Source organism: Candidatus Pelagibacter sp. HIMB1495, assembly GCF_052047955.1.
In the GTDB taxonomy this organism is placed as follows: Bacteria; Pseudomonadota; Alphaproteobacteria; order Pelagibacterales; family Pelagibacteraceae; genus Pelagibacter.
The window spans coordinates 1,074,743-1,097,473 of record NZ_JBNAIQ010000001.1; the positions used below are offsets into that span (position 1 = coordinate 1,074,743).

The following is a 22,731-nucleotide window of genomic DNA, read 5'->3' on the forward strand; positions in this document are numbered from 1 at the left end:
TAATTTATTTAAGTTCTACTTTTGCGCCAGCTGCTTCTAACTTAGCTTTGATCTCTTCGGCATCTTTTTTGTTAACACCAGATTTAACTTCTTTTGGTGCTCCCTCTACAAGATCTTTTGCTTCTTTTAAACCTAATGAAGTAGCTGCTCTTACTTCTTTAATAACATTAATTTTTTTATCACCTGCAGAAACTAACATGATAGTGAAATCATCTTTTTCTTCTGCTGGAGCTGCACCACCTGCTGCTGCTGGAGCTGCTGCTGCCATTGGAGTTACACCCCACTTTTCTTCTAACTGTTTTGAAAGTTCGGCTGCTTCAGCGACAGTCAAACTTGATAAGTCTTCAATAATTTTATTTAGGTCAGGCATATTTTTCTACTCTTTGGGTTGTGTTTCAGAATTTTCTGCGGACAAACTACTCATTTTTTCCGAATGTGCAAGCAAAATACTAATTAATTTTGAGGCTGGAGCGTTTAAAATACCTACAATATTAGCTCTTGCTTCATCAAGTGTAGGTAAACTAGCAACATTTTGGACACCGGCCTGATCCAGGACCTCATCATCCATTATTCCGCCAATTAATTTAAGATTCTCATTATCTTTAGCAAATTTGGACAAGATCCTTGCGGACATTATTGCATCTTCACCAAATGCAACCGCTGTTGGACCTGTAAAAAGATTAGATAAATCTTTACACTTAGTTTTTTCTAATGCTAATTTTGTGATTCTGTTTTTAGTGATCTTAAAGACGATACCATGCTCTCTCATTTTTGCTCTTAAATCATCTAATTGAGTCATTGTTAAGCCTTGATAGTGCGTAACCATCACAGCTTTACTACTCTCAAATTTAGAAGTCATTTCTTCAATATAATTTTTCTTTTGTTCTTTGTTCATCATAACTATATCGATTTTCCTAATTTAACTTTGTATGAAACACCCATAGTAGAAGTTGCAAAAACACCTTTTATTAAATCACCTTTGAGTGTGTTATTAGATTTTTCTTTTTCTAATGCATCTATTATTGCATTATAATTCTTCAATAATTGATCATCACTGAATGATTTTTTTCCAATACTTACTCCAATGTTTCCATCTTTATCATTTCTAATTTCAACTTGTCCTGATTTTGCATCACTAACTGCTTGTTTAATATTTTCAGATACTGAACCAAGTTTAGGATTTGGCATTAATCCTTTTGGACCTAAAATTTTTCCTAATTTCGAAAGTTTGATCATCATCCCTGGTGTGCAAATCAATTTTTCAAAATTTAAATCTCCACCTTTGATTTGTTCAACAAACTCATCTCCACCAACAATATCAGCGCCTGCATCTTTTGCTTCTTGTGCTTTATTATCTTCACAAACAACAGCAACTTTTACTTTCTTACCTGTTCCTCCTGGAAGATTTACTACAGTTCTAATGTTGACTTCACTTTTCTTTTGTTTGTTATTTATTTGAAAACTTAAATCTAAAGACTCATCAAATTTTGTTGTGCAGTTTTTTTTAAGCTCGGGTAATAATTTTTCAATAGACTCTGCATTTAAGTCTTTAGTTTTTTCAGGTAATTTTTTATATCTTTTTGAAGCCATTATTCTTTTACCTCTATACCCATTGATCTAGCTGAACCTGCAATAATTTTTACTGCTTCATTTATATCATGAGCATTTAAATCATTCATTTTTTCTTTAGCAATATCCTCTAATTGTTTTTTAGAAATTGAAGCTACAATATTTCTTCCTGGTTCTTTTGATCCACCTTTTAATTTAACAGCTTCTTTAATATAAAAAGATGCTGGTGGTGATTTAATTTTAAAATCAAATTTTTTATCTTTATAAACAGTAATTTCAACTGGAACAGGTTTTCCAGCCATAGATTTTGTTTTGTCATTAAATGCTTTACAAAATTCCATTATATTAACGCCACGTTGACCTAAAGCAGGACCAACAGGAGGAGCAGGATTAGCTTGTCCACCTTTAATTTGTAACTTTATAAATCCACTTATTTCTTTTGCCATTAACTTACTTTCTCAACTTGGTTATATTCTAAATCTACCGGTGTTGGACGACCAAATATAGAAACTGACACCTTAAGTCTAGCTTTTTCTTCATCAATTTCTTCAATCATTCCATTAAATGATGCAAATGGACCATCAACAACCTGAACTTTTTCACCAACGCTGTAATCTATACCAGATTTTGGCTGAGCCACACCATCTTTTATTTGGCCTAAAATCTTCTCAACTTCCTTATCAGAAACAGGTACTGGGATGCCTTTTGATCCAAGGAAACCGCTAACTCTCTTTATTCCTTTGATCATATGATAAATATTGTTATCCATTTCACTCTTTATTAATACGTATCCAGGAAAATATTTTTTTTTTCTTTGAATTCTCTTTCCTCTTTTAACTTCCGTAACATCGTGAGTTGGAACTATAATTTCTTCGAATTTCTCACTTATTTTAGCTTTATCCGCTTCTTCTTTAATTAATGAAGCAACTTTATTTTCAAAACTGGAGTGTGATTGAACAATGTACCAATTTTTCATTAAATACTCACCTTTAACAACAATTCTAAGAAGAATTTAAGAACCTGATCCAATAAAAGAAAAAATAAAGACATTATAACTGCCATAACAAATACCATTAAAGCACCTTGCAAAGTTTCTTTCCAAGTCGGCCAAGTAACTTTGAAAGCCTCTTGTTTTACTTCCTGAATAAATTTAATCGGGTTCTTCATAATTCTTTAGCTCAAATTGGCAGGAGCGGAGGGACTCGAACCCTCAGCCTCCGGTTTTGGAGACCGGCGCTCTACCAATTGAGCTACACTCCTATTTATAGAGTTACTCTATAATTTTAGTTACTACTCCTGCTCCAACAGTTCTACCACCTTCTCTAATAGCAAAGTTTAATTTTTCTGCCATTGCAATAGGTGTAATTAGTTTAACTGTGAATTTAGCATCATCACCTGGCATAACCATTTCAGTACCTGCTGGTAATTCTACTTCTCCTGTAACGTCTGTTGTTCTAAAATAAAACTGAGGTCTATATTTTGTAAAGAAAGGAGTGTGTCTTCCACCCTCGTCTTTTTTAAGAATATAGGCTTGAGCTTCAAATTTAGTATGAGGAGTTATTGATCCAGGCTTACAAAGAACTTGACCTCTTTCAATGTCAGTTCTTTCAATACCTCTCAATAAAATTCCTACGTTATCACCAGCTTCACCTGAGTCTAAAAGTTTTCTAAACATTTCTACTCCAGTACAAACTGATTTTTTTGTTTCTTTAATTCCAACGATTTCAACTTCCTCACCAGTTTTAATTACACCAGATTCTACTCTTCCAGTTGCAACTGTTCCTCTTCCTGAAATTGAAAATACGTCCTCAACTGGCATCAAGAATGGTTTGTCAACTTCTCTAGCTGGTTGCGGGATATGTTCATCAACAGCTTTCATTAATTCTAAAATTGAATTTTTTCCAATTTCATCATCTCTTTTTTCAACTGCTGCTAAAGCCGAACCTTTAACGATTGGAGTTGTATCTCCAGGATATTTGTATGAAGTTAAAAGTTCTCTAATTTCTTCTTCTACAAGTTCAATCATATCTTTATCATCAACTTGGTCTACTTTATTTAAGTAAACAACAATTGCTGGAATACCAACTTGTCTTCCTAAAAGAATATGTTCTCTTGTTTGTGGCATAGGACCATCAGCTGCATTAACAACTAATATTGCTCCATCCATTTGTGCTGCACCAGTAATCATATTTTTTACATAGTCAGCGTGACCAGGACAGTCTACGTGAGCATAGTGTCTTTTTTCAGTTTCATATTCAACGTGTGCTGTTGAAATTGTAATTCCTCTTTCTTTTTCCTCTGGAGCTTTATCGATTTGATCGTATGCTACAGCTGTTCCACCACCAGCTTCAGCTAATACATTTGTTATAGCTGCAGTAAGAGTTGTTTTACCATGGTCGACATGACCAATAGTCCCAATGTTACAGTGGGGTTTACTTCGTACGAATTTTTCTTTTGACATTTCTTTTTAACCTCAGTTTTTTTTTTTGTTTCTTACTTTAATTTCTTGGAGCGGGTAAAGGGAATCGAACCCTTACATCCAGCTTGGAAGGCTAGCGTTCTACCATTGAACTACACCCGCACAACCCCAAGAGTAACACTCCATTGTTAATTAAAATTATATTAAATGGTGGAGGGGGAAAGATTCGAACTTTCGAAGACCGAAGTCAACGGGTTTACAGCCCGCCCCATTTGACCGCTCTGGAACCCCTCCTTTGGGGAAGTGTCCCCTTGTTCAATATAGCTTCAAATAACAAGCGTTTTATATATTTTATTTATCCAAATGCAACACGTGATTTATTAAGAAAAACTATTAAAAAACGTGTAAAACACATCATAATTTTATGAATAAATCATCTTTTTTTATTGTTGGTCAACATGCAGTAATGGAAGCATTACGTAATCCAAATAGGAAAGTTTTAAGAGTGTTTTTAACAGAGGATGCTAAAAAAAATATTCATAGAAAAAATCCAAATAAAAATCTTCTTGAAGAGGTAAAAGTCTATTTTAAATCAAAAAAAGAGTTAGACAAATACTCATTAAAAGAACAATTAATGCATAATGGATATGTTGCTGAGATTGAACATTTAGATCAACCAGAATTAAAGGAATTTATTAAAGAAAAAAATAATTTAACCTTTGTATGTTTAGATGAAGTTACTGATCCAAGAAATATAGGTTCACTCATTAGAAGTGCAGCATCATTTAAAATTGATGGTATAATAATTAAAGAGAGACATTTTCCAAAGGATAGTAAGCTAATGTATAAATCAGCGAGTGGATGTATGGAGCATGTAAATATTTTTGAAGTTTCAAATATTAATTCTACCTTAAAAAATTTAAGAGAAAAAAATTTTTGGGTTTATGGTTTTGATTCAAAGGGCGAAAAAGATTTTACTGATGTCAAATGGGAGGGAAATAATATTTTACTTTTTGGATCAGAAGGATTTGGAATGAGGCAACACACTGGAAAATATGCAGATTTTTTTGTCAAAATTGACATCAATGAAGAAATAGAAAGTTTGAATATATCAAATAGTGCAGCAATAGTGTTTCATCATTTAAGTTATTTAAAAAAAAAGAGTTGATTATTTAACAAATAATTAATAATTATTGCGCATGCCCTTGTAGCTCAGTTGGTAGAGCAATTGATTTGTAATCAATAGGTCCGCGGTTCGAATCCGTGCGGGGGCACCACTTCTTTCTTTACCAAGCAGTTAACTTCAAACACTTATCAAAATTCTCTATACGAACATAGCAACCCAAGAATGACATTAATTTAAATGCAAAAAATCCTGCAAATAAAACTAAAGCAACTATTATAATTGGATTAAATTTATTCATTAAATCTAACTTGTTTCTTTTCTTATTTGTTCAATTTTAATTTTTTTTTGTAAACTTCTATTTTTATCATAGAGAAGATTAAACTTAATTTTATTATTTATTTTAACAGTAATAGATTTTGCATTTCTTACTTCCAAATTATCTGCAACTGCACTAATGGGTCTCTTAGATGGATTGAGATTTGTGATAATAATTTTAGATTTATCATTAACTATTTTGCCCTTCCACCTTCTTGGTCTAAATGCGCTAATTGGAGATATGGATAATTTTTTTGAATGAAGACTTAATATAGGTCCATGAACAGATAAATTGTAAGCAGTGCTTCCAGCTGGTGTAGACACCAAAACTCCATCAGAAACTAATTTTTTTATAATTTGCCTAGAACCTTGTTTAATTGATAACGAAGCTGCTTGTCTGCTCTGTCTTAATACAGAAACTTCATTAATAGCAATAGATTTTTTGATTTGATTATTTTTATTTCTTACAATCATCTCTAAAGGAGAAATTGAAACCATATTTGCTTTGGAAAGGTTTTTTATAATATCTTTTGAGGAAAATTTATTCATTAGAAAACCGTAGTTTCCAGAGTTAATTCCATAGAAAAATTTATTAGAATTTTTGTTTCTTTTAAGAGTTTGGAGCATAAAACCATCACCTCCAATAACAATAGTTAAATTTTTGTTTTGAAAATTATTAGAACTAATTTTTTTTAATAAAATATTTTTTATATTTAAGGATTTATTATTTTTATCAGAAATAATTTGTAGTTTGTTCATTTAATGGTGCCCTCGGCCAGACTCGAACTGGCACTCCGCAAGCGGCAAGGATTTTAAGTCCTTTGTGTCTACCAATTTCACCACGAGGGCATTAATGAACTTCACTGTTATATCCACAATTATTTATAACTCAACTATATTAAATTATATTGGTAATCTCTAGCTTCTATTACCTCTTTTGGCAAATTAAGCTCAACATCACCAATTTTTATTATTTCATCTTTGTTGATATTTTTTTTCAATATTGCATTATCTGTTAAACCAAGTGGTAAAATCATTTCATTTTTTGAATTTTGAGATGTAATTAATTTACCTCTTGCACAAAACCCTCCTTCTCCGTCTAGCTTTTCACCAACTTTTAAATCTTTTTTTGCAACACTTGCAACATCTGCATTATATTTTTTCGTATAACCTGTTGCTCTATTATCAAGCGCTATAGAATATATGGACTGAGCAAGTTCTAAACCAATATAATGATAAGGTCTCCATATAGCTGAGTAGTTCCCAGAAGAATCTGTGATCATACCATAATCTTTAAAGCAATTTTTTACATATTCATTTTGAGCTTTAATAACAATGTATACACCCCACCTTAAGTCATTAAGAATATCTTTTTTATTTAAATCAATACTTGATATAACTTCAACCTGACCTTCAAAATCTATTAATCCACCATCTTTTTTTGGTATTAATTTTTTTGCAATGTCATAAACTCCAACTGGTGGAAAGGTTAATCCGTTAGAAGGACATTTAAGATTTGCAGCATTGCTTACTGCGCACATTTCAATTGCAGATTTATCACCACATAAAAAACTATTGAACATTTTAGGATTCATTCCTGACTCACTCTCTGCTCTTTCTTTAGTTAAACCATAATAACCCCAAACTGTATCAGGTGTAGAATATTCAAAACTTGGATGGTATTTTGTTCCTTTTCCAGCACAAATAACTTCAAAACCATTAAGTCTAGCCCATTCAATTTGTTCTAGAATTAACGAAGGTTGATCACCATAAGCCATCGAACAAATAACTCCATTTTTTCTAGCTAAATCTGATAAATATTTTCCACATGTAATATCTGCCTCTACATTAACTAAAATCAAATGTTTCTTTTCTTTTAAAATCCTTGTTGCATGGACAGTACCTACAATAGGGTTTCCTGTTGCTTCAATAAAGATTTCAATATTTCTATCAATAATTTGATCAAGAGAAGTTGAAAAATTAATTTTAGACACCTCTTCTTTACCTACTCCACTTTTTAAACAATTTCTTTTTGCTTGATCAATATTGAGGTCAACTATGCTATCAATTTTAATTTTATTTAAGTTAGAATATTGAGATAAAAACATACTTACAAATTTTCCACAGCCAATAAAAGCTACTCTTATTGGCTGTTTTTGTTCCTCTAATTTAGTATGTAAAAACATTTCTTAATTATTTTCGCCTTTAAATCCGCTACAAATTACTCTCCTTAGAGGATGTATGCTGTCTTCTTGATAAATAACTTGTATCTTTTTAAAATACTTTTGAAGGTCATTATGATCAAAATAAACTTTACTTAAATCAAATATAAAAAGAGTATTTTCATCACAACATTTATTAAATAGTTTTAAATATAATTCAAATGGATAATGGTAACCCATCGACTTTAATGAAATAACTAAGTCTATTTTTTCTTCTATATTTATAGATTTTTCTACATCAAAAAGATAAATTTGCTCTAAGTTAATTGCATTTTTTAATAGTAAATTTTTAGTTTCATTTAAGTCATTATAACTTTCATAATTTGAACTAAACCCATATTTAATTTTCTTATCAATTCGATTTTTATCCAATAAAAAGAAAGTAATATTTTTTGTGTAGATACTATTTAAATAAATATTTATTATTCCTAAACCACAACCAATATCCATAATATTTTTTACAGAATGTGGTAAATATTTTTTAAATGTTTCAATCTCTGTTAAAAATAAAGTTTCTGTATTTTTTTCTAATTTTTTATTTTGAAAATAATTAATTAATAGATTAGTAAATAGAAATCTACCAAACTTTTTTCTTATCCATTTTTGAGTTTCAGTTAAGAGTTCATTCCTTTGTAAGAGTAATAGTTTTTTTGATTTTCGATTTAATTTAATCAATTTATTAGTTTTTTAATGCTTTGATTAAAAATTTGTTATTGAGTTTACAATCTTTATATCCTCTTTTAACAATGTTTAGATATCTTTCTGTGGGAAACTTGAAAGAAGATTTCTTAACCATTGTATAAGTCATGACTTTTTTTCCATGATAGTAAAAATAGTGTTTTTTATATAAAATTGGAAAATCCTCATAAACATCCAACTTTCTCTCATCATTTTTTGAAATTTCAAATAATCCACCTGGTACGATCGAATTTTTTTTTGGCTCAATGTCTGCTGCTCTGTATTTGCTTCTAAATGTTAATTTAAAGTCTTTTAAATTTATTTTTTTTAAAAAAACACTGTCTTTGCATCTTCGTTTCATTTGAAAATGATGCAAATTACTACCGTAAGCAAAATACAACATTAGCGCTCAACTACCTCAATTTTTTTTTCATTTACAAATTTTAAAATCTGCGAATTACAATCATCGATTTTATTTTGATCTTCTGATCTAATAACTATCGATACACCAAGCTTACCTGCATGAAAAAATGGGTAACTGCCAATCTCAACGTCCAAATTATTATTTTGTACTTTTGTTAATGAACTTGCTATTTCACTTTCAACTGTTCTTAAACTTATAGTTAAACTTTTGATTGGTTCACCTCCAACTATATTATTTATTAATCCACCTAACATGGATTTTAATATAGAAGGAACTCCTGGTAGCGAATAAACATTCTCAACATTAAATCCTGGAGCACCACTTGTTGGATTTAAAATAAGATTTGCATTTTCAGGCATCCATGCCATTTTTTGTCTCCCCTCATTAAACTCTCCAGGTTGATAATATTCTTCTAGAATTTTGAAAGCTTCTTTGTGAACTTCATATTTTATTCCAAATGCTTTTGAAACTGATTGAGCTGTTATATCATCGTGAGTAGGTCCAATACCACCAGTTGTAAAAACATAATCATATTTTGATCTAAGTAAATTTAGTGTTTCAACTATAATATTTTCTACATCAGGAATAACTCTAACTTCCTCAACCTTTACCCCTATAGAATTTAACCAGGTTGCCAATGTTGAGGTATTAGTATCTTGTGTTCTCCCAGATAAAATTTCATTACCAATAATTAAAATTGAGGCTTTAAGTTTTGCTTTTTTATCCATATGAAATATATAATTTACTTATGGAATTTACCAAGTCTTTAGTAAAAGGTAAACTAATCAAACGTTACAAAAGGTTTTTTACCGACATAAAACTTGGTAAAGAAATTGTCACAGCTCACTGTCCCAACACAGGTTCTATGAAAGGTTTGTTAGATGAAGGTAATGAAGTTTTTTTATTACCAAATAATGATCCTAAGAGAAAATTAAAGTTTGGACTAGAAATAATTAAATCAAGAAAAAATTTAGTAGGTGTCAATACTCATATGGCTAACAAGATAGTAAATCATGCTATCGAAAATAATTTGATCAATGAATTAAAAAATAATGATAAAATAAAACCAGAGGTATTCTTTAATAAAGAAACTAGATTTGACTTTTTGCTAGAAAAAAAAAATCAAAAAAGCTTTGTAGAGGTCAAGAATGTTACGTTATTTAGAGATAAAGAAATTGCTGAGTTTCCAGATGCCATTACTTCACGAGGATCTAAGCATTTATTAACTCTTATTGATGCCATAAATAAAGGTTATAAAGGTTATCTGATATTTTTAGTTCAAATTCAAAATATGAAATATTTTAAAATAGCTAAAGATATCGATGAAGAATATTATGAAAATTATAAAAAAGCTAAAAGAGCTGGGGTAAATTTTCTTGCTTATAGATGTGATATAAGTTCGAAAAAAATTATTATAGATAAAAAACTTAAAATTTTAGATGAGTGATTATAAAGAAAAATTTGAAAAAATGAGAGTTGCTGGTGATTTAGCAGCAAGGACACTTGATATGTTAACTGATAACATTAAAGAAGGTGTCTCAACAGATTATATAGATAAATTGGGATATGAGTTTATAAGAGATAACGGAGGACATTCAGCTCCACTTTACTATAGAGGTTTTACAAAATCTTTATGTACTTCATTAAATCATGTTGTATGTCATGGAATTCCTTCAGATAGAGTCTTAAGAGATGGTGATGCGGTAAATGTTGATGTTACTGCAATTGTAGATGAACATTATGGTGATACCAGTAGAATGTTTTGCATTGGTAAAACACCAATTAAATTAAACAATCTAATAGATGCTACTTACGAGTCTATGATGAGAGCAATTAGAATTTTAAAACCAGGAGTTAAATTAGGTGATATTGGTCACAAAATTCAATCATTTGTTGAAGAAAAAGGATACTCTGTTGTTAGAGATTTTTGTGGTCACGGTATAAGTACAATATTTCATGAACCACCAAACATTTTACATTATGGAAATAAAAACTCAGGACCAGAGTTAAAACCTGGAATGACTTTTACAATAGAGCCTATGATAAATTCAGGTAAATATGATGTTAAAATGTTAAGTGATGGTTGGACTGCTGTCACAAAAGATAAATCTTTATCAGCTCAATTTGAACATACGTTAGGAATTACTGAAAATGGTTATGAAATCTTTACAGAATCTGCTAAAGGTTATTCAAAGCCTCCATACTTATAATTAATGATTAAAAGATACTCTCGAAAAGAACTAACTGATATTTGGTCAGAGGAAAATAAATATAAAATTTGGTTAGATGTAGAAGTTGCAGCTGCTGAGGCTATGGAAAAACTTGGTAAAATACCAAGAGGGGTAGCTTCAATTGTTAGAAAGAAAGCAGTCATCAATGTAAATAGAATACATAAAATTGAATCCGAAGTTAAACATGATGTTATAGCTTTTCTTACCTCTGTTACAGAAAAAGCAGGAATTAAAGCAAGATATTTACATCAAGGCATGACTTCATCAGATGTACTTGATACCAGTTTTAATATTCAATTAGTTCAATCTGGAAAAATAATTCTCAAAGATATCGATCAAATTTTAAAAGTACTTAAGAAACAGGCAAAAAAATACAAAATGACACCATGTATGGGAAGAAGTCATGGAATTCATGCTGAGCCAGTTACTTTTGGATTAAAATTAGCCTCTTTTTACGAGGAATTTAAAAGAAACAAAAAAAGACTTAAAGATGCAATAGATGAGGTGTCAACCTGTGCAATATCAGGAGCGGTTGGGACTTTTGCAAATATAAGTCCAAATGTAGAAAAGCACGTTGCAAAAAAACTAGGTTTAAAAGTTGAGCCAATTTCAACTCAAGTTATTCCAAGAGATAGACATGCTTTTTATTTTTCAATTTTAGGTATTATTGCAGGTTCAATTGAAAGAGTTGCAATTGAGATAAGACATTTGCAAAGAACAGAGGTTTATGAATTACAAGAGTACTTTTCAAAAAAACAAAAAGGATCTTCTGCAATGCCTCACAAGAAAAATCCAATTTTAAGTGAAAACTTAACTGGTTTAGCTAGAATGGTTAGAAGTGCTGTCATACCAGCTTTAGAAAATATAGCGCTGTGGCATGAAAGAGACATTTCACACTCAAGTGTTGAAAGAAACATTGGTCCTGATGCAAATATTACAACAGACTTTGCATTAGTTAGATTAACAAATATTTTAGACAACATGATTGTTTACCCTAAAAAAATGTTAGAAAACTTGAATATAACAAAAGGGCTAATTTTCTCTCAAGAAGTTATGCTTGAATTAACTAAATCTGGTTTAAGTAGAGAAAAATCTTACAGAATGGTTCAATCGTATGCAAAAAAATGTTTTGCAGAAAACTTAAATTTATTTGATGTGATATCTAATGATAAGTTTATTATGAGCAAAATTACAACGAAAAGGCTTAAATCAATATTTAGTTACGCAAAACACTTTAAAAATGTGAATTTGATCTTTAGAAGAGTTTTTAAATAATGAAAAAAGGAAAAAAACTATACGAAGGTAAAGCAAAAATCATTTATGCAACAAATGATAAAAATATAGTTATTCAATATTTTAAAGACGATGCGACAGCATTCAATAATCAAAAAAAAACTACAATTGAAGGAAAAGGTGTTTTAAATAATAGAATATCTGAACATATTCTTTCGAACTTATCCCAAATAGGAATTAAAAATCATTTAGTAAAAAGATTAAATATGCGTGAACAAATAATAAAACTAGTTGAGATAATTCCAATTGAATTTATTGTTAGAAATGTTGCAACAGGATCTATTACTAAAAGACTAGGTATTGAGGATGGAACTGTTTTAAAAGAACCATTAATTGAATACTGCTTAAAAGATGACAGATTAGGTGATCCTCTTATTGCTGAAGAGCACATAATAGCTTTTGATTGGGCTACTAAAAATGAAATTGATAAAGTTAAAAAAATGATTTTTAGAATTAATGACTTTATGATTGGTATGTTTAGAGGAGTTGGAATTAAGTTGATAGATTTTAAACTCGAATTTGGAAGATTAAAGTCTAATGGTAAGCAAGAAGTAATACTGGCAGATGAAATTAGCCCAGATACATGCAGACTTTGGGATAGTATTACTGATAAAAAACTTGATAAAGACAGATTTAGAAAAGATTTAGGTGATTTAATTCCAGCGTACACAGAAGTTGCTAAAAGATTAGGTATTTTGCATGAACAATCAAATGTAAGTGCCGTGAATGTAACAAAACTATCATCTGTTAAGAGAAAGAAAAAATGAAAATCTCAGTAGTAATCACTTTAAAAAAAGATGTATTAGATCCACAAGGTAAAGTTATTCATCAAACTTTAGATGGTATGGGTTTTGATGACGTTAATGAAGTTAGACAAGGTAAATATTTTGAAATTGATACAAAAGAAAATGATCCAAAAAAAGCTAAAGATAAAGTTGAAGAAATGTGTAAAAAACTTTTAGCCAATCTTGTAATTGAAAACTATAAAATTATCGATCTAAAGTAATTAATGAAATCATCTGTCATTACTTTTCCCGGATCCAATTGTGATAGAGATATGGATGTTGCTCTAAAAAAATTTGGATTTAAGAATAAAATGGTTTGGCATGATGATACTGAACTTCCAAAAAGTGATTTAATTGTATTACCAGGAGGATTTTCATATGGTGACTATTTAAGGTGTGGGAGCATGGCATCTAAGTCTAAAATTATGAAGTCAGTCATTAATTTCGCCAACTCTGGTGGTATGGTAATGGGAATTTGTAATGGATTTCAAATATTAGTTGAAACTGGACTAGTTCCCGGTGTGTTATTAAGAAATAAATATTTAGAATTTATTTGCAAAAATGTATTCGTAAAAATTAATAATAAAACAAATAATTATTTTAATAATATTAAAAATGATGTTTTGGAATTTCATATTGCTCACAATGAAGGAAATTATTTTTGTACCAAAGATCAATTAAAAGAAATTGAAGATAATGAACAAGTTGCAATAAATTATTGCGATGAAAATGGAAAAGTAGAAGAACAATTCAATCCAAACGGTTCAATTAAAAATATTGCTGGTATTTTTAATAAAGAAAAAAATGTTTTAGGTATGATGCCTCATCCTGAAAGAATGATTGATAATTGTTTATCAGGAAAAGATGGTTCAATTTTTTTTAATAATTTAATTAATAATTTAAAATGATAGTAAACGAACAAGTAGCTATTGATCATGGTTTAAAAAAAGATGAATATGCTAAAATTTGTGAATTATTAAAAAGAACACCAAATATTACTGAACTTGGTATTTTTTCTGCAATGTGGAATGAACATTGCTCATATAAATCTTCAAGACTTCATTTAAAAAAACTTCCAACAAAGGGAAAAAAAGTTATTCAAGGTCCTGGAGAAAACGCTGGTGTTATTGATATTGAAGATAATGATGCCATTGTTTTTAAAATTGAAAGCCATAACCACCCATCTTTTATTGAGCCCTATCAAGGTGCAGCAACTGGCGTTGGTGGGATTATGAGAGATGTATTTACAATGGGTGCTAGACCTATTGCAAATTTAAACTCAATTCATTTTGGTTCCCCTCAACACAAAAAAACAAAAAATCTGCTAAGAGGTGTAGTTCATGGAATTGGAGGATATGGAAATTGTATGGGTGTTCCAACTGTTGCGGGACAAACAAGTTTTGATAGTTCATATAATGGAAATATCTTGGTTAATGCAATGACCTTGGGTTTGGTCAAAAAAGATAAGATTTTTTACTCAAAAGCAGCTGGTTTAAACAAGCCAGTTATTTATGTTGGTTCAAAAACAGGTAGAGACGGAATTCATGGAGCTAGCATGGCTTCAGCAAGTTTTGATGACAAAATAGAGGAAAAGAAACCCACTGTTCAAGTTGGAGATCCATTTACTGAAAAACTTTTACTGGAAGCTTGTTTAGAATTAATGGCTGGAGACTCAATTATAGCTATACAAGATATGGGAGCTGCTGGATTAACATCATCGAGTATAGAAATGGCATCAAAAGGAAATCTTGGTATTGAAATAAATCTAAACAAAGTTCCTTGCAGAGAAACTAAGATGACACCTTATGAAATTATGCTATCTGAAAGCCAAGAAAGAATGTTGATTGTTTTAGAAAATGGAAAAGAAAAACAAGCAAAAAAAATATTTGATAAATGGAATTTAGATTTTGCAGTAATTGGCAAAACTACTAATTCAAAAAAAATACAACTTTACTTTGACAATGAAAAAGTAGCAGACATCCCAGTAAACACATTGGTCGAAAATTCACCTATGTACAATCGTAAATGGAAAAAAGCAAAGCTACCTAAAAAGAATAAAATTAAAAAAGAAGATTTAAAAAATTTCAAAATTATAGATGTTCTGAAAAAAGTTTTAGCAAACCCAAATATTTGTAGCAAAGATTGGATTTGGCAGCAGTATGATCATACAGTTATGGGGGATACTATTCAAAAACCAGGTGGAGATGCTGGAGTTGTGAGAGTGCATGGAACAAATAAAGCCGTAGCTGCTTCAGTCGACAGTTCTGCTGTATATTGTTGGGCTCACCCTCTTACCGGTGGAAAACAAGTTGTTTGTGAAAGTTTTAGAAATTTAATTGCTGTTGGTGCAAAACCTATAGCTATTACTAATTGTTTAAATTTTGGAAGCCCTGAAAATGAAGAGAATATGGGTGAATTTGTTGAATGTGTTCAAGGAATTGGTGAAGCAAGCGAATATTTAAAATTCCCAGTAGTTTCAGGAAATGTTTCTTTTTACAATCAAACTAAAGATGAAGGTATAAAGCCAACTCCTGCTATTGGAGGTGTGGGCTTGATAAAGGATTATAATAAAATGATCACTATGGATTTTAAAGATATTGATAATGTGGTTTTAGTTATTGGAAAAACAGAGGGACATTTAGATCAAACTTTATTTGCAAGGAATATATTAGATGAAAAAAATGGCCCTCCTCCTGAAATAAATTTATTTAATGAAAAAAATAATGGAGAAACATTATTAAAACTTATCGAAAGTAATCTAATCAAAAGTGCTCATGACGTTTCTTTAGGTGGAATTATTACAGCGGTAGCCAAAATGTGCATCAAAGGTAAAAAAGGAATAAATTTAAATAAACCAAAATATTTAATCAACGAATTGGAATATTTCTTTGGTGAAGATCAAGGGCGTTACATTATTGAGGTTAGTAAAAAAGATTTAAAAAAAGTCACAGATATATTGAATAAAAATGCTGTTCATTTTGACGAACTTGGTACAATCAGTGAAAATGAACTATATTTTGATGATAAGACAAATGTTACAATTGACGAATTAACAAGTTCTAATACAAAGTGGCTTAAAGATTATATGAGTAAATAATGGCAATGGATTTAAAAGAAATTGAGAGTTTAATTAAAGATGCAATGCCTGATGCGGTTGTAGAAATTCAAGATTTAGCAGGTGATGGAAATCATTATTCAGCGACTGTGACTTCTTCACAGTTTTCAGGAAAAAGTAAAATTGAACAACATAAAATGGTATATAATTCTTTAAAAGGGCGTATGGGAAATGAATTACATGCCCTAGCAATTAAAACAAAGGAGCAATAATGGACGATAATACAAAAAATATAATTCAAAATCATATAGACAACAATGATGTTTGTTTATTTATGAAAGGAACTCCAGATGCTCCACAGTGTGGTTTTTCAATGGCTGTTTCAAACATGTTAAAAATTCTTGAAGTAAATTTTAAAGGAGTAAATGTTTTAGAAGATCAAAACATCAGAGAAGGTATTAAAGTTTACAGTGATTGGCCAACAATTCCTCAATTGTATATTAAAAAAGAATTTGTTGGTGGATGTGATATCGTAAAAGAAATGTACGAAAATGGAGAACTTAAAAAAGTTCTTGAAGATAAAGGTATTAATTTTAAAAATTAAATTTAGAAATTATCTAGAGTAATATTCAATTACAAGATTAGGTTCCATTATTACAGGATAAGGAACTTCTTCAAATTTAGGAATTCTCACAAATTTTAATTTTTTATTTTTCTCATCCATTTGGATATATTCTGGTGTTTCTCTTTCTTTATTTGCTAGAGCGATATCAATGATTGCTAATTGCTTAGATTTGTCTCTAATTTCAATTGTATCTTCTTCTTTTACTAAATAGCTTCCAATATTTACTTTCTTACCATTAACTCTTACATGACCATGATTAATTAATTGTCTAGCTGAAAAAATAGTAGTTGCAAATTTTGCTCTATAAATAATTGCATCTAATCTTCTCTCTAAAAGACCAATTAAATTTTCACCTGTATCACCCTTAAGCATAACTGCTTTTTTATAAATATTTCTGAACTGTTTTTCGTTAATATTTCCGTAATATGCTTTTAATTTTTGCTTAGCTTGCAACTGAATCCCGTAATCTGAAGGCTTCGATGTTTTTGTTTGACCATGTTGGCCAGGTCCATAAGCTCTAGTATTAAAAGGACTTTTTGGTCTACCCCACAGGTTAACCTTTAGCCTTCTGTCTACTTTATGTTTAGAGTTTAATCTTTTTGTCATTTAATAGTGGGCTTTATAAACTTACTCTTACTTTTGTCAATCAACGTTTTTTACCTAAACTGGCAAATACACCAGATAAAATACGCGTTTCTTTAGTTGATAATTCCATTCGGTAAAAGATATTTCTTAAGTTTTCAAGCATTATTGGCTTCTTGTCTTTTGATTTGAAGAAATTAATCTCTTCTAGATTCTGGATGCATAAATTAGCCATAGCAATAATCTCTTTTTTGGAGGCAGATTTTACTTTATTTGATTTATTAAAAGAGGACACTTTTGAATTAAGAATACTTGATACATATTGAGCAATAATTATGAGACTGTGAGAAAGATTTAATGACTTGAAATCAGGATTTGTTGGAATTTGAAGAGTGTAATTGGCATAACTAATTTCATTGTTAGATAAACCTGATGCTTCTGATCCAAACAGAAAGGCTATCTTTTTTTTATAATTAATTTTTTTTAAATCTTCTAATTGAATATGCTTAATATTTTTATTTCTAAATCTTGCGGATGTTGCAATAACAATATCGATATTCTTTAAAGATCTTTCTAAATTTTCATAATTCTTTGTTTTATTAATAATATTTTTAGCTCCAACAGAAGTTGCTAAAATTTTATCATTAGGAAATATTGGTTTAGGACCTACAACAACTAATTTCTGAAAATTGAAATTTTTCATTCCTCTTGCGCAAGCTCCAATATTTTCTGAAAGCTGAGGCTTATGTAAAATGAAAGAAATATTATTAGCTGACATTAATCAATGCCATGATTTCTGTTATAACTAGAAATTGCAGATGGTTTAATGTCTGTTAAATACTTGGGGTCTACAGACCAAATAGAAACTTTTAATGGATAACATTTTGCAACATCAGAGGAATGTTCAGATCCACAATCTCCTCCAGGACAAGCAGAAAGAACTCCTAATATATCTGTTTCAGCAAAAAACTCTAAGTAATCCCCTGGTCTAACTGGACTAGCTTTCATAAAGTATTGTTTAGTATCATTAGTAAAACCAGTAAGCATAAATACATTTAATACATCATGAACTATTTTTTCTGCATGATCTAATTGAACATTTTTTTCTTTAACTAATGCTCTTGTTAAATTTGAATGACAGCAATAGTGGTAATCATTATCACTTAAAAGTTTAGAAGTATAAGGATCACATCTAGTACCAATTACATCATGAACAGAACCACCGTCTTTATCATAATCATACCAATCCAAAGTATCCCAAGTTATTGTAGCCAAAGACCTTAGATATGGAAAACTACTAAACATTTTGTCTCCAACAGAAAGATGCGTTCCATATAAAGCTCTTGTTTTTCCTGAATAAAATTTTTCCTCTAGATTATTTAAATTAAATAAATTTAGATCTCCTACCTGTGGTCCATCTACACTTTCAATTCTGAAAAACTCCCCAAATTTAACCTCAAATGTTTTCGCGTCTCTTGGAGGTATGATTACTTCATCTTTTTTAACTAAATGCTCTCTTGCAGAATGTAAAATACTTAAATTTTTATCTTCAATAGTGGTATTTGGATAACAAACGATAGGCTTTGCACCTATTCTACTATCGATATCTGTTGGTTTTTCTGAAAATTTTTTAATTTTCATATTTATAAACTTCCAGGTGCTTTATCCTTAAATAATTTATAATCTAAACTATCCACTAAAGCTTTGAATGAAGCATCAATTATGTTGGGTGATACTCCAATTGTGAACCAGTTCACTCCTTTAGAGTCTGTACTTTCAATACTAACTCTAGTAACTGCTTCTGTACCTGTATTTAGAATTCTAACTTTATAGTCAACAAGCCTTAAGTCTTTTAAATATTCAGAATATTTAGCAAGCTTATTAACATTCTTTCTAATTGCATTATCTAAAGCATTAACAGGTCCATTTCCTTGTCCCTCACATAAAATTTTCTCTCCATCTACTTCCAATTGAGCTTTAGCATAAGATACAATCTCTCCTGTTTTATCTTTCTTTACTGAAACATCGTACTCATTAATTGAAATATATCTTGGTATCTCTCCCATCAATCTTCTTGCAAGTAATTCAAAAGATGCATCTGCGCCATCATAGCTATAACCAATGAACTCTCTATCTTTTACTTCATCTAAAAGTTTTTTTATTTTTGGGTCGCTTTTCTGAACATTAATCCCAATTGAATTTAATCTAGACATTATATTTGATTGTCCTGATTGATCTGAAACTACGATATTTCTAGAATTTCCAACCTCTTCAGGATTAATGTGTTCATAAGTTTTTGGATCTTTTTGAACTGCAGATACATGCATTCCACCTTTATGTGAGAAAGCTGATGCACCAACATAAGGTAAATGTTTGTTAGGTTTTCTATTTAATATTTCATCTAGTAATCTTGAGCATTGAGTTAAATTTTTTAAATTTTCTCTCTTAATACTAAGTTCAAATTTATCAGAAAAATCTTTCTTTAAGAAGAATGAGGGTATTAATGACATCAAGTTTGCATTACCACATCTTTCACCTAATCCATTTATAGTACCTTGAACTTGTCTTACGCCAGCTTGAACTGCTGCAAGACTATTAGCAACAGCGTTTTCAGTATCATTATGAGCGTGTATTCCTAAATTTTTTCCCGGAATATGTTTGGTTACTTCAGTTACAATTTTAGAAATTTCATGTGGGAGTGTTCCACCGTTAGTATCACACAATACAATCCATCTAGCTCCATTTTCAAACGCAGCTTTTAAACAAGACAAAGCGTATTCTGGATTAGATTTATAACCATCAAAGAAATGTTCAGCATCAAACATAAATTCTTTTCCTGATTTTACTATATGTTTTGCACTTTCACTTATGTTAGTTAAATTTTGTTCGTTAGCAATTCCTAAGGCAACTTTTACTTGAAAATCCCATGATTTACCAAATAAACAAACAGATGAGCATTTTGAGTTAATTAATGATGATAACATTGGATCATTTTCAGCACTATGCTCTGATTTTTTTGTCATCCCAAATGCAGTTAGTTTAGTTGATTTAAAATTATGATTTTTATTAAAAAATTCTGTGTCTGTTGGATTAGCTCCAGGCCATCCTCCTTCAACATAATCTACTCCTAACAAATCCAATGCAGATGAAATTTTCTCTTTATCATCAATAGAAAAATCGACACCTTGTGTCTGTGCACCATCACGTAATGTTGTATCAAAAATATAAAGTTGCTCTTTACTCATTTAAATTTCCAAATTGTTTTACCATCTTTATCTTCTATTAAAATACCTTTGTCTGATAGTTCCTTTCTAATTTTATCAGCTTCTTCGTAACTTTTCTTCTCTCTTGCTTTGTTTCTCTCGTTTATTTTCTTCAATATTTCTTCTTCAGATATAGAGGCTTTACTTTTCTTGAAACTTAACCACTCCTCTTTATTTTGATTTAACAAACCTATAAATCGACAAGCAGAAACAAATAAAGCTTTATCATTATCCTTACCTTTTTGAGCTTTTTCATATAATTTGTGTAAATTTGCAATGTAACCTGGAGTATTCAAATCATCATACAGAGGTTGAAGAATTTCATCAGATATATCTGTATTATTTTTACTATCTACATAAACATTGTACCATTTGTTAATAGTATTTTGACAATCTTCTAAAAGCTTATCATTCCAATCCAGTGGTTGTTTGTAATGTGCGCTCATTAAAGCTAACCTTAAAATCTGGCCACTTATTTTATTTCTAAAATCTTTTATTTTTAAAATGTTACCCTGAGACTTTGCCATCTTTTCATTAGACATAGTAATAAATGCATTGTGCAACCAATAATTAGCAAATACCTTTGTGCCATTAGCGCATCTTGATTGCGCTATTTCATTTTCATGATGAGGGAATATTAAATCAATACCACCTCCATGAACATCAAATTCATCTCCTAAAAATTTTTTTGACATTGCTGAACATTCTAAATGCCATCCAGGTCTTCCTTTTCCCCACGGAGAATCCCAAGATGGTTCGTCACTTGCTGATGGCTTCCATAATACAAAATCTTCTGAATTTTTTTTATTTTCACTTATTTCAATTCTTGATCCAGCAATTAAGTCCTCTGGTTTTTTGTTTGATAGCTGACCATAATCATTAAACTTTTTAACCTCAAAATAAATATGGCTGTTATTCTCATAAGCAAAACCTTTTTTGATTAATTCAGAAATCATATTAATCATCAAATCAATATTTTCAGTTGCTTTAGGTTGATGAGTTGGTGCTTCACAATTTAAATAATTACAATCTTCACCAAAACTTTCTGTTACTTTATTTGTTAACTCTGAAATTGAAATATTATTTTCTTTTGATGATTTAATAATTTTATCATCTACATCTGTAATATTTCTAACATAAGTAACTTTTGAATATTTTTTATTAAAAATTTTATAAAGAATATCAAAAACAACTATTGGTCTTGCATTTCCAATATGAGGATCATCATAAACTGTTGGTCCACAAACATACATTCTTATATTTTGTTCATCTATGGGAACAAATTTTTCTTTTTTGTTTGTAAGATTGTTTGTTAAAAAAATATCGTTACTCATAATTTTAGAAATATACTTAAATTATAGATTTGTGAATCTATTTGATTAATTTGGAATTTTGCATACTGGAATAGGCTCCATTTTATGCAAATTTTGTTTTCTAATGGTTTCGTATTTTGCTCTATTGGAAGATTTAGGATTATCCATAGCTTCCTCAAGTTCTTCATATTTTAACCCAAGCTGACCTTCATCAGTTCTACCATCATCCCACAATCCATCTGTAGGTGCTGCTTCAATAATTTCATTTAAAATACCAAGTTCTTTGCCGAGTTCCCAAACCTGAGTTTTATTACAATCTGCTATAGGGGAAATATCTACTCCTCCATCTCCATATTTTGTATAAAACCCAACCCCAAAGTCTTCTACCTTATTACCAGTTCCAACCACTATTCCTTTGTTAGCTGCAGCAACTTGATAAAGTGTGGTCATTCTCAATCTAGCTCTAGAATTTGCCATTCCATGCTCGTTGTCAAATTTAGATAAACTTGAGCTAAATGCCAAAAACAATTCATCTAAATTAATTGTATGTGCTTCAACATTGTTAAAATTTTTTACTAACCATTCCTGATGTTTTAAACTTAGATCATGTTGATGTGATTTTTGTTTAATTGGCATTGACAAAACTATTGTTTTCAAACCTGTCATAGCACTTAAGGTGCTAGAAACAGATGAGTCAATGCCTCCAGATATTCCTATAACAAGAGACTGTGCCTTTGAAGGCATATTGTCCACATAGCTTTTAATCCAATTAGATATAAACTTAGCTTTTTCTGAAGCATTCATAATTTATAAATTATTTTATTATATAGA

The 22,731-nt window shown here is 30.1% G+C and carries 29 protein-coding genes and 5 tRNA genes; 11 read left to right on the forward strand and 23 right to left on the reverse strand.

Annotated elements, in window-relative coordinates:
• Positions 1 to 4: 4 nt before the first annotated feature.
• The 10 genes from rplL to ACTTAW_RS05855 form a co-directional block, all read right to left on the reverse strand.
• Positions 5 to 370, reverse strand: a complete 366-nt coding sequence (gene rplL, locus ACTTAW_RS05810) for a 50S ribosomal protein L7/L12 (protein ID WP_262589092.1) — start codon at positions 368 to 370, stop codon at positions 5 to 7.
• 6 nt (positions 371 to 376) lie between these two features.
• A complete protein-coding gene (rplJ, locus tag ACTTAW_RS05815; protein ID WP_428081222.1) occupies positions 377 to 895 on the reverse strand; it encodes a 50S ribosomal protein L10 in 519 nt (172 codons plus the stop codon).
• A 5-nt stretch (positions 896 to 900) separates the two neighbouring features.
• The gene (rplA, locus tag ACTTAW_RS05820) at positions 901 to 1,590 is read right to left on the reverse strand and encodes a 50S ribosomal protein L1 (RefSeq protein ID WP_440651490.1); all 690 of its coding nucleotides are present in this window, start codon (positions 1,588 to 1,590) and stop codon (positions 901 to 903) included.
• Positions 1,590 to 2,015 carry a 50S ribosomal protein L11 gene (gene rplK, locus ACTTAW_RS05825; RefSeq protein WP_262589090.1) on the reverse strand — a complete coding sequence of 142 codons (426 nt, stop codon included), beginning with the start codon at positions 2,013 to 2,015 and terminating at the stop codon, positions 1,590 to 1,592. The genes rplA and rplK overlap by 1 nt, the downstream gene beginning before the upstream one ends.
• The gene (gene nusG, locus ACTTAW_RS05830; protein WP_262589089.1) at positions 2,015 to 2,545 is read right to left on the reverse strand and encodes a transcription termination/antitermination protein NusG; all 531 of its coding nucleotides are present in this window, start codon (positions 2,543 to 2,545) and stop codon (positions 2,015 to 2,017) included. The genes rplK and nusG overlap by 1 nt, the downstream gene beginning before the upstream one ends.
• Positions 2,545 to 2,736, reverse strand: a complete 192-nt coding sequence (secE, locus tag ACTTAW_RS05835) for a preprotein translocase subunit SecE (RefSeq protein ID WP_440651491.1) — start codon at positions 2,734 to 2,736, stop codon at positions 2,545 to 2,547. The genes nusG and secE overlap by 1 nt, the downstream gene beginning before the upstream one ends.
• 17 nt (positions 2,737 to 2,753) lie before the next feature.
• Positions 2,754 to 2,829: transfer RNA gene (locus tag ACTTAW_RS05840), tRNA-Trp, on the reverse strand.
• 10 nt (positions 2,830 to 2,839) lie between these two features.
• Positions 2,840 to 4,030 (reverse strand): elongation factor Tu, encoded by a 1,191-nt coding sequence (gene tuf, locus ACTTAW_RS05845; RefSeq protein WP_262589086.1) that lies wholly within the window; start codon positions 4,028 to 4,030, stop codon positions 2,840 to 2,842.
• 46 nt (positions 4,031 to 4,076) lie between these two features.
• A tRNA-Gly gene (locus ACTTAW_RS05850) sits at positions 4,077 to 4,150 on the reverse strand.
• A gap of 46 nt (positions 4,151 to 4,196) precedes the next feature.
• Positions 4,197 to 4,282: transfer RNA gene (locus ACTTAW_RS05855), tRNA-Tyr, on the reverse strand.
• A gap of 130 nt (positions 4,283 to 4,412) precedes the next feature.
• Between ACTTAW_RS05855 and rlmB the strand changes: the two genes are divergently transcribed.
• Both rlmB and ACTTAW_RS05865 read left to right on the forward strand, forming a co-directional pair.
• A complete protein-coding gene (rlmB, locus tag ACTTAW_RS05860; protein ID WP_440651492.1) occupies positions 4,413 to 5,156 on the forward strand; it encodes a 23S rRNA (guanosine(2251)-2'-O)-methyltransferase RlmB in 744 nt (247 codons plus the stop codon).
• A gap of 33 nt (positions 5,157 to 5,189) precedes the next feature.
• Positions 5,190 to 5,265, forward strand: a tRNA-Thr gene (locus ACTTAW_RS05865).
• A 9-nt stretch (positions 5,266 to 5,274) separates the two neighbouring features.
• On the opposite strand, the gene ACTTAW_RS05870 is transcribed toward ACTTAW_RS05865, so the two are convergent.
• From ACTTAW_RS05870 to ACTTAW_RS05900, 7 genes are all read right to left on the reverse strand, one after another.
• Positions 5,275 to 5,412, reverse strand: coding sequence for a hypothetical protein (locus ACTTAW_RS05870; protein WP_440651493.1), 138 nt, complete (start codon positions 5,410 to 5,412; stop codon positions 5,275 to 5,277).
• Positions 5,413 to 5,417: 5 nt separating this feature from the next.
• On the reverse strand, positions 5,418 to 6,188 hold the full coding sequence (locus ACTTAW_RS05875; RefSeq protein WP_440651494.1) for an NAD kinase: 771 nt from the start codon (positions 6,186 to 6,188) through the stop codon (positions 5,418 to 5,420).
• Between the two features lie 4 nt (positions 6,189 to 6,192).
• Positions 6,193 to 6,278, reverse strand: a tRNA-Leu gene (locus ACTTAW_RS05880).
• A 44-nt stretch (positions 6,279 to 6,322) separates the two neighbouring features.
• On the reverse strand, positions 6,323 to 7,615 hold the full coding sequence (locus ACTTAW_RS05885; RefSeq protein ID WP_440651495.1) for an NAD(P)H-dependent oxidoreductase: 1,293 nt from the start codon (positions 7,613 to 7,615) through the stop codon (positions 6,323 to 6,325).
• Positions 7,616 to 7,618: 3 nt separating this feature from the next.
• Entirely contained in the window at positions 7,619 to 8,326 is a 708-nt protein-coding gene (locus ACTTAW_RS05890; RefSeq protein ID WP_440651496.1) for a hypothetical protein, read from the reverse strand.
• A 4-nt stretch (positions 8,327 to 8,330) separates the two neighbouring features.
• Positions 8,331 to 8,732, reverse strand: coding sequence for a gamma-glutamylcyclotransferase family protein (locus tag ACTTAW_RS05895; RefSeq protein WP_440651497.1), 402 nt, complete (start codon positions 8,730 to 8,732; stop codon positions 8,331 to 8,333).
• Positions 8,732 to 9,481, reverse strand: a complete 750-nt coding sequence (locus ACTTAW_RS05900) for a competence/damage-inducible protein A (protein WP_440651498.1) — start codon at positions 9,479 to 9,481, stop codon at positions 8,732 to 8,734. Before ACTTAW_RS05900 ends, ACTTAW_RS05895 begins: the two co-directional genes overlap by 1 nt.
• Positions 9,482 to 9,501: 20 nt before the next feature.
• On the opposite strand from ACTTAW_RS05900, the gene sfsA reads away from it, so the two are divergent.
• From sfsA to grxD, 9 genes are read left to right on the forward strand one after another with little or no spacing between them, the layout of a single operon-like run.
• Positions 9,502 to 10,200 carry a DNA/RNA nuclease SfsA gene (gene sfsA, locus ACTTAW_RS05905; protein ID WP_440651499.1) on the forward strand — a complete coding sequence of 233 codons (699 nt, stop codon included), beginning with the start codon at positions 9,502 to 9,504 and terminating at the stop codon, positions 10,198 to 10,200.
• Positions 10,193 to 10,963: a type I methionyl aminopeptidase gene (map, locus tag ACTTAW_RS05910; RefSeq protein ID WP_440651500.1), complete on the forward strand. Its 771-nt coding sequence runs from the start codon at positions 10,193 to 10,195 to the stop codon at positions 10,961 to 10,963. Before sfsA ends, map begins: the two co-directional genes overlap by 8 nt.
• Before the next feature lie 3 nt (positions 10,964 to 10,966).
• Complete coding sequence (gene purB, locus ACTTAW_RS05915; protein WP_440651501.1) at positions 10,967 to 12,259, forward strand: adenylosuccinate lyase; 1,293 nt, start codon at positions 10,967 to 10,969, stop codon at positions 12,257 to 12,259.
• On the forward strand, positions 12,259 to 13,044 hold the full coding sequence (gene purC / locus ACTTAW_RS05920; protein WP_440651502.1) for a phosphoribosylaminoimidazolesuccinocarboxamide synthase: 786 nt from the start codon (positions 12,259 to 12,261) through the stop codon (positions 13,042 to 13,044). The genes purB and purC overlap by 1 nt, the downstream gene beginning before the upstream one ends.
• Positions 13,041 to 13,283 (forward strand): phosphoribosylformylglycinamidine synthase subunit PurS, encoded by a 243-nt coding sequence (gene purS, locus ACTTAW_RS05925; RefSeq protein WP_262589074.1) that lies wholly within the window; start codon positions 13,041 to 13,043, stop codon positions 13,281 to 13,283. The genes purC and purS overlap by 4 nt, the downstream gene beginning before the upstream one ends.
• Positions 13,284 to 13,286: 3 nt before the next feature.
• Entirely contained in the window at positions 13,287 to 13,970 is a 684-nt protein-coding gene (gene purQ, locus ACTTAW_RS05930; protein ID WP_440651503.1) for a phosphoribosylformylglycinamidine synthase I, read from the forward strand.
• Complete coding sequence (purL, locus tag ACTTAW_RS05935) at positions 13,967 to 16,159, forward strand: phosphoribosylformylglycinamidine synthase subunit PurL (RefSeq protein WP_440651504.1); 2,193 nt, start codon at positions 13,967 to 13,969, stop codon at positions 16,157 to 16,159. The genes purQ and purL overlap by 4 nt, the downstream gene beginning before the upstream one ends.
• Entirely contained in the window at positions 16,159 to 16,389 is a 231-nt protein-coding gene (locus ACTTAW_RS05940) for a BolA/IbaG family iron-sulfur metabolism protein (RefSeq protein WP_440651505.1), read from the forward strand. The genes purL and ACTTAW_RS05940 overlap by 1 nt, the downstream gene beginning before the upstream one ends.
• Complete coding sequence (gene grxD / locus ACTTAW_RS05945; RefSeq protein ID WP_262589070.1) at positions 16,389 to 16,721, forward strand: Grx4 family monothiol glutaredoxin; 333 nt, start codon at positions 16,389 to 16,391, stop codon at positions 16,719 to 16,721. Before ACTTAW_RS05940 ends, grxD begins: the two co-directional genes overlap by 1 nt.
• Positions 16,722 to 16,730: 9 nt before the next feature.
• Here the strand turns inward: grxD and rpsD are convergent, their stop codons facing one another.
• Genes rpsD through nadE form a run of 6 tightly spaced genes read right to left on the reverse strand, consistent with a single transcriptional unit; the run spans position 16,731 to position 22,704 of the window.
• The gene (gene rpsD / locus ACTTAW_RS05950; RefSeq protein WP_440651506.1) at positions 16,731 to 17,348 is read right to left on the reverse strand and encodes a 30S ribosomal protein S4; all 618 of its coding nucleotides are present in this window, start codon (positions 17,346 to 17,348) and stop codon (positions 16,731 to 16,733) included.
• Positions 17,349 to 17,388: 40 nt separating this feature from the next.
• Positions 17,389 to 18,102, reverse strand: a complete 714-nt coding sequence (locus ACTTAW_RS05955) for an RNA methyltransferase (RefSeq protein WP_440651507.1) — start codon at positions 18,100 to 18,102, stop codon at positions 17,389 to 17,391.
• Entirely contained in the window at positions 18,102 to 18,965 is an 864-nt protein-coding gene (locus ACTTAW_RS05960) for an urea carboxylase-associated family protein (RefSeq protein WP_440651508.1), read from the reverse strand. The genes ACTTAW_RS05955 and ACTTAW_RS05960 overlap by 1 nt, the downstream gene beginning before the upstream one ends.
• 2 nt (positions 18,966 to 18,967) lie before the next feature.
• Positions 18,968 to 20,569 (reverse strand): citramalate synthase, encoded by a 1,602-nt coding sequence (cimA, locus tag ACTTAW_RS05965; RefSeq protein WP_440651509.1) that lies wholly within the window; start codon positions 20,567 to 20,569, stop codon positions 18,968 to 18,970.
• A complete protein-coding gene (gene cysS, locus ACTTAW_RS05970; protein WP_440651510.1) occupies positions 20,566 to 21,921 on the reverse strand; it encodes a cysteine--tRNA ligase in 1,356 nt (451 codons plus the stop codon). Before cysS ends, cimA begins: the two co-directional genes overlap by 4 nt.
• Before the next feature lie 45 nt (positions 21,922 to 21,966).
• Positions 21,967 to 22,704, reverse strand: a complete 738-nt coding sequence (gene nadE / locus ACTTAW_RS05975; protein ID WP_440651511.1) for an NAD(+) synthase — start codon at positions 22,702 to 22,704, stop codon at positions 21,967 to 21,969.
• Positions 22,705 to 22,731 lie beyond the last annotated feature (27 nt).

Coding starts and splice junctions, on each gene's coding strand:
- rplL (WP_262589092.1), bottom strand. CDS start 370: ATGCCTGACCTAAATAAAATTATTGAAGACTTATCAAGTTTGACTGTC.
- rplJ (WP_428081222.1), bottom strand. CDS start 895: ATGAACAAAGAACAAAAGAAAAATTATATTGAAGAAATGACTTCTAAA.
- rplA (WP_440651490.1), bottom strand. CDS start 1,590: ATGGCTTCAAAAAGATATAAAAAATTACCTGAAAAAACTAAAGACTTA.
- rplK (WP_262589090.1), bottom strand. CDS start 2,015: ATGGCAAAAGAAATAAGTGGATTTATAAAGTTACAAATTAAAGGTGGA.
- nusG (WP_262589089.1), bottom strand. CDS start 2,545: ATGAAAAATTGGTACATTGTTCAATCACACTCCAGTTTTGAAAATAAA.
- secE (WP_440651491.1), bottom strand. CDS start 2,736: ATGAAGAACCCGATTAAATTTATTCAGGAAGTAAAACAAGAGGCTTTC.
- tuf (WP_262589086.1), bottom strand. CDS start 4,030: ATGTCAAAAGAAAAATTCGTACGAAGTAAACCCCACTGTAACATTGGG.
- rlmB (WP_440651492.1), top strand. CDS start 4,413: ATGAATAAATCATCTTTTTTTATTGTTGGTCAACATGCAGTAATGGAA.
- ACTTAW_RS05870 (WP_440651493.1), bottom strand. CDS start 5,412: ATGAATAAATTTAATCCAATTATAATAGTTGCTTTAGTTTTATTTGCA.
- ACTTAW_RS05875 (WP_440651494.1), bottom strand. CDS start 6,188: ATGAACAAACTACAAATTATTTCTGATAAAAATAATAAATCCTTAAAT.
- ACTTAW_RS05885 (WP_440651495.1), bottom strand. CDS start 7,615: ATGTTTTTACATACTAAATTAGAGGAACAAAAACAGCCAATAAGAGTA.
- ACTTAW_RS05895 (WP_440651497.1), bottom strand. CDS start 8,732: ATGTTGTATTTTGCTTACGGTAGTAATTTGCATCATTTTCAAATGAAA.
- ACTTAW_RS05900 (WP_440651498.1), bottom strand. CDS start 9,481: ATGGATAAAAAAGCAAAACTTAAAGCCTCAATTTTAATTATTGGTAAT.
- sfsA (WP_440651499.1), top strand. CDS start 9,502: ATGGAATTTACCAAGTCTTTAGTAAAAGGTAAACTAATCAAACGTTAC.
- map (WP_440651500.1), top strand. CDS start 10,193: ATGAGTGATTATAAAGAAAAATTTGAAAAAATGAGAGTTGCTGGTGAT.
- purB (WP_440651501.1), top strand. CDS start 10,967: ATGATTAAAAGATACTCTCGAAAAGAACTAACTGATATTTGGTCAGAG.
- purC (WP_440651502.1), top strand. CDS start 12,259: ATGAAAAAAGGAAAAAAACTATACGAAGGTAAAGCAAAAATCATTTAT.
- purS (WP_262589074.1), top strand. CDS start 13,041: ATGAAAATCTCAGTAGTAATCACTTTAAAAAAAGATGTATTAGATCCA.
- purQ (WP_440651503.1), top strand. CDS start 13,287: ATGAAATCATCTGTCATTACTTTTCCCGGATCCAATTGTGATAGAGAT.
- purL (WP_440651504.1), top strand. CDS start 13,967: ATGATAGTAAACGAACAAGTAGCTATTGATCATGGTTTAAAAAAAGAT.
- ACTTAW_RS05940 (WP_440651505.1), top strand. CDS start 16,159: ATGGCAATGGATTTAAAAGAAATTGAGAGTTTAATTAAAGATGCAATG.
- grxD (WP_262589070.1), top strand. CDS start 16,389: ATGGACGATAATACAAAAAATATAATTCAAAATCATATAGACAACAAT.
- rpsD (WP_440651506.1), bottom strand. CDS start 17,348: ATGACAAAAAGATTAAACTCTAAACATAAAGTAGACAGAAGGCTAAAG.
- ACTTAW_RS05955 (WP_440651507.1), bottom strand. CDS start 18,102: ATGTCAGCTAATAATATTTCTTTCATTTTACATAAGCCTCAGCTTTCA.
- ACTTAW_RS05960 (WP_440651508.1), bottom strand. CDS start 18,965: ATGAAAATTAAAAAATTTTCAGAAAAACCAACAGATATCGATAGTAGA.
- cimA (WP_440651509.1), bottom strand. CDS start 20,569: ATGAGTAAAGAGCAACTTTATATTTTTGATACAACATTACGTGATGGT.
- cysS (WP_440651510.1), bottom strand. CDS start 21,921: ATGAGTAACGATATTTTTTTAACAAACAATCTTACAAACAAAAAAGAA.
- nadE (WP_440651511.1), bottom strand. CDS start 22,704: ATGAATGCTTCAGAAAAAGCTAAGTTTATATCTAATTGGATTAAAAGC.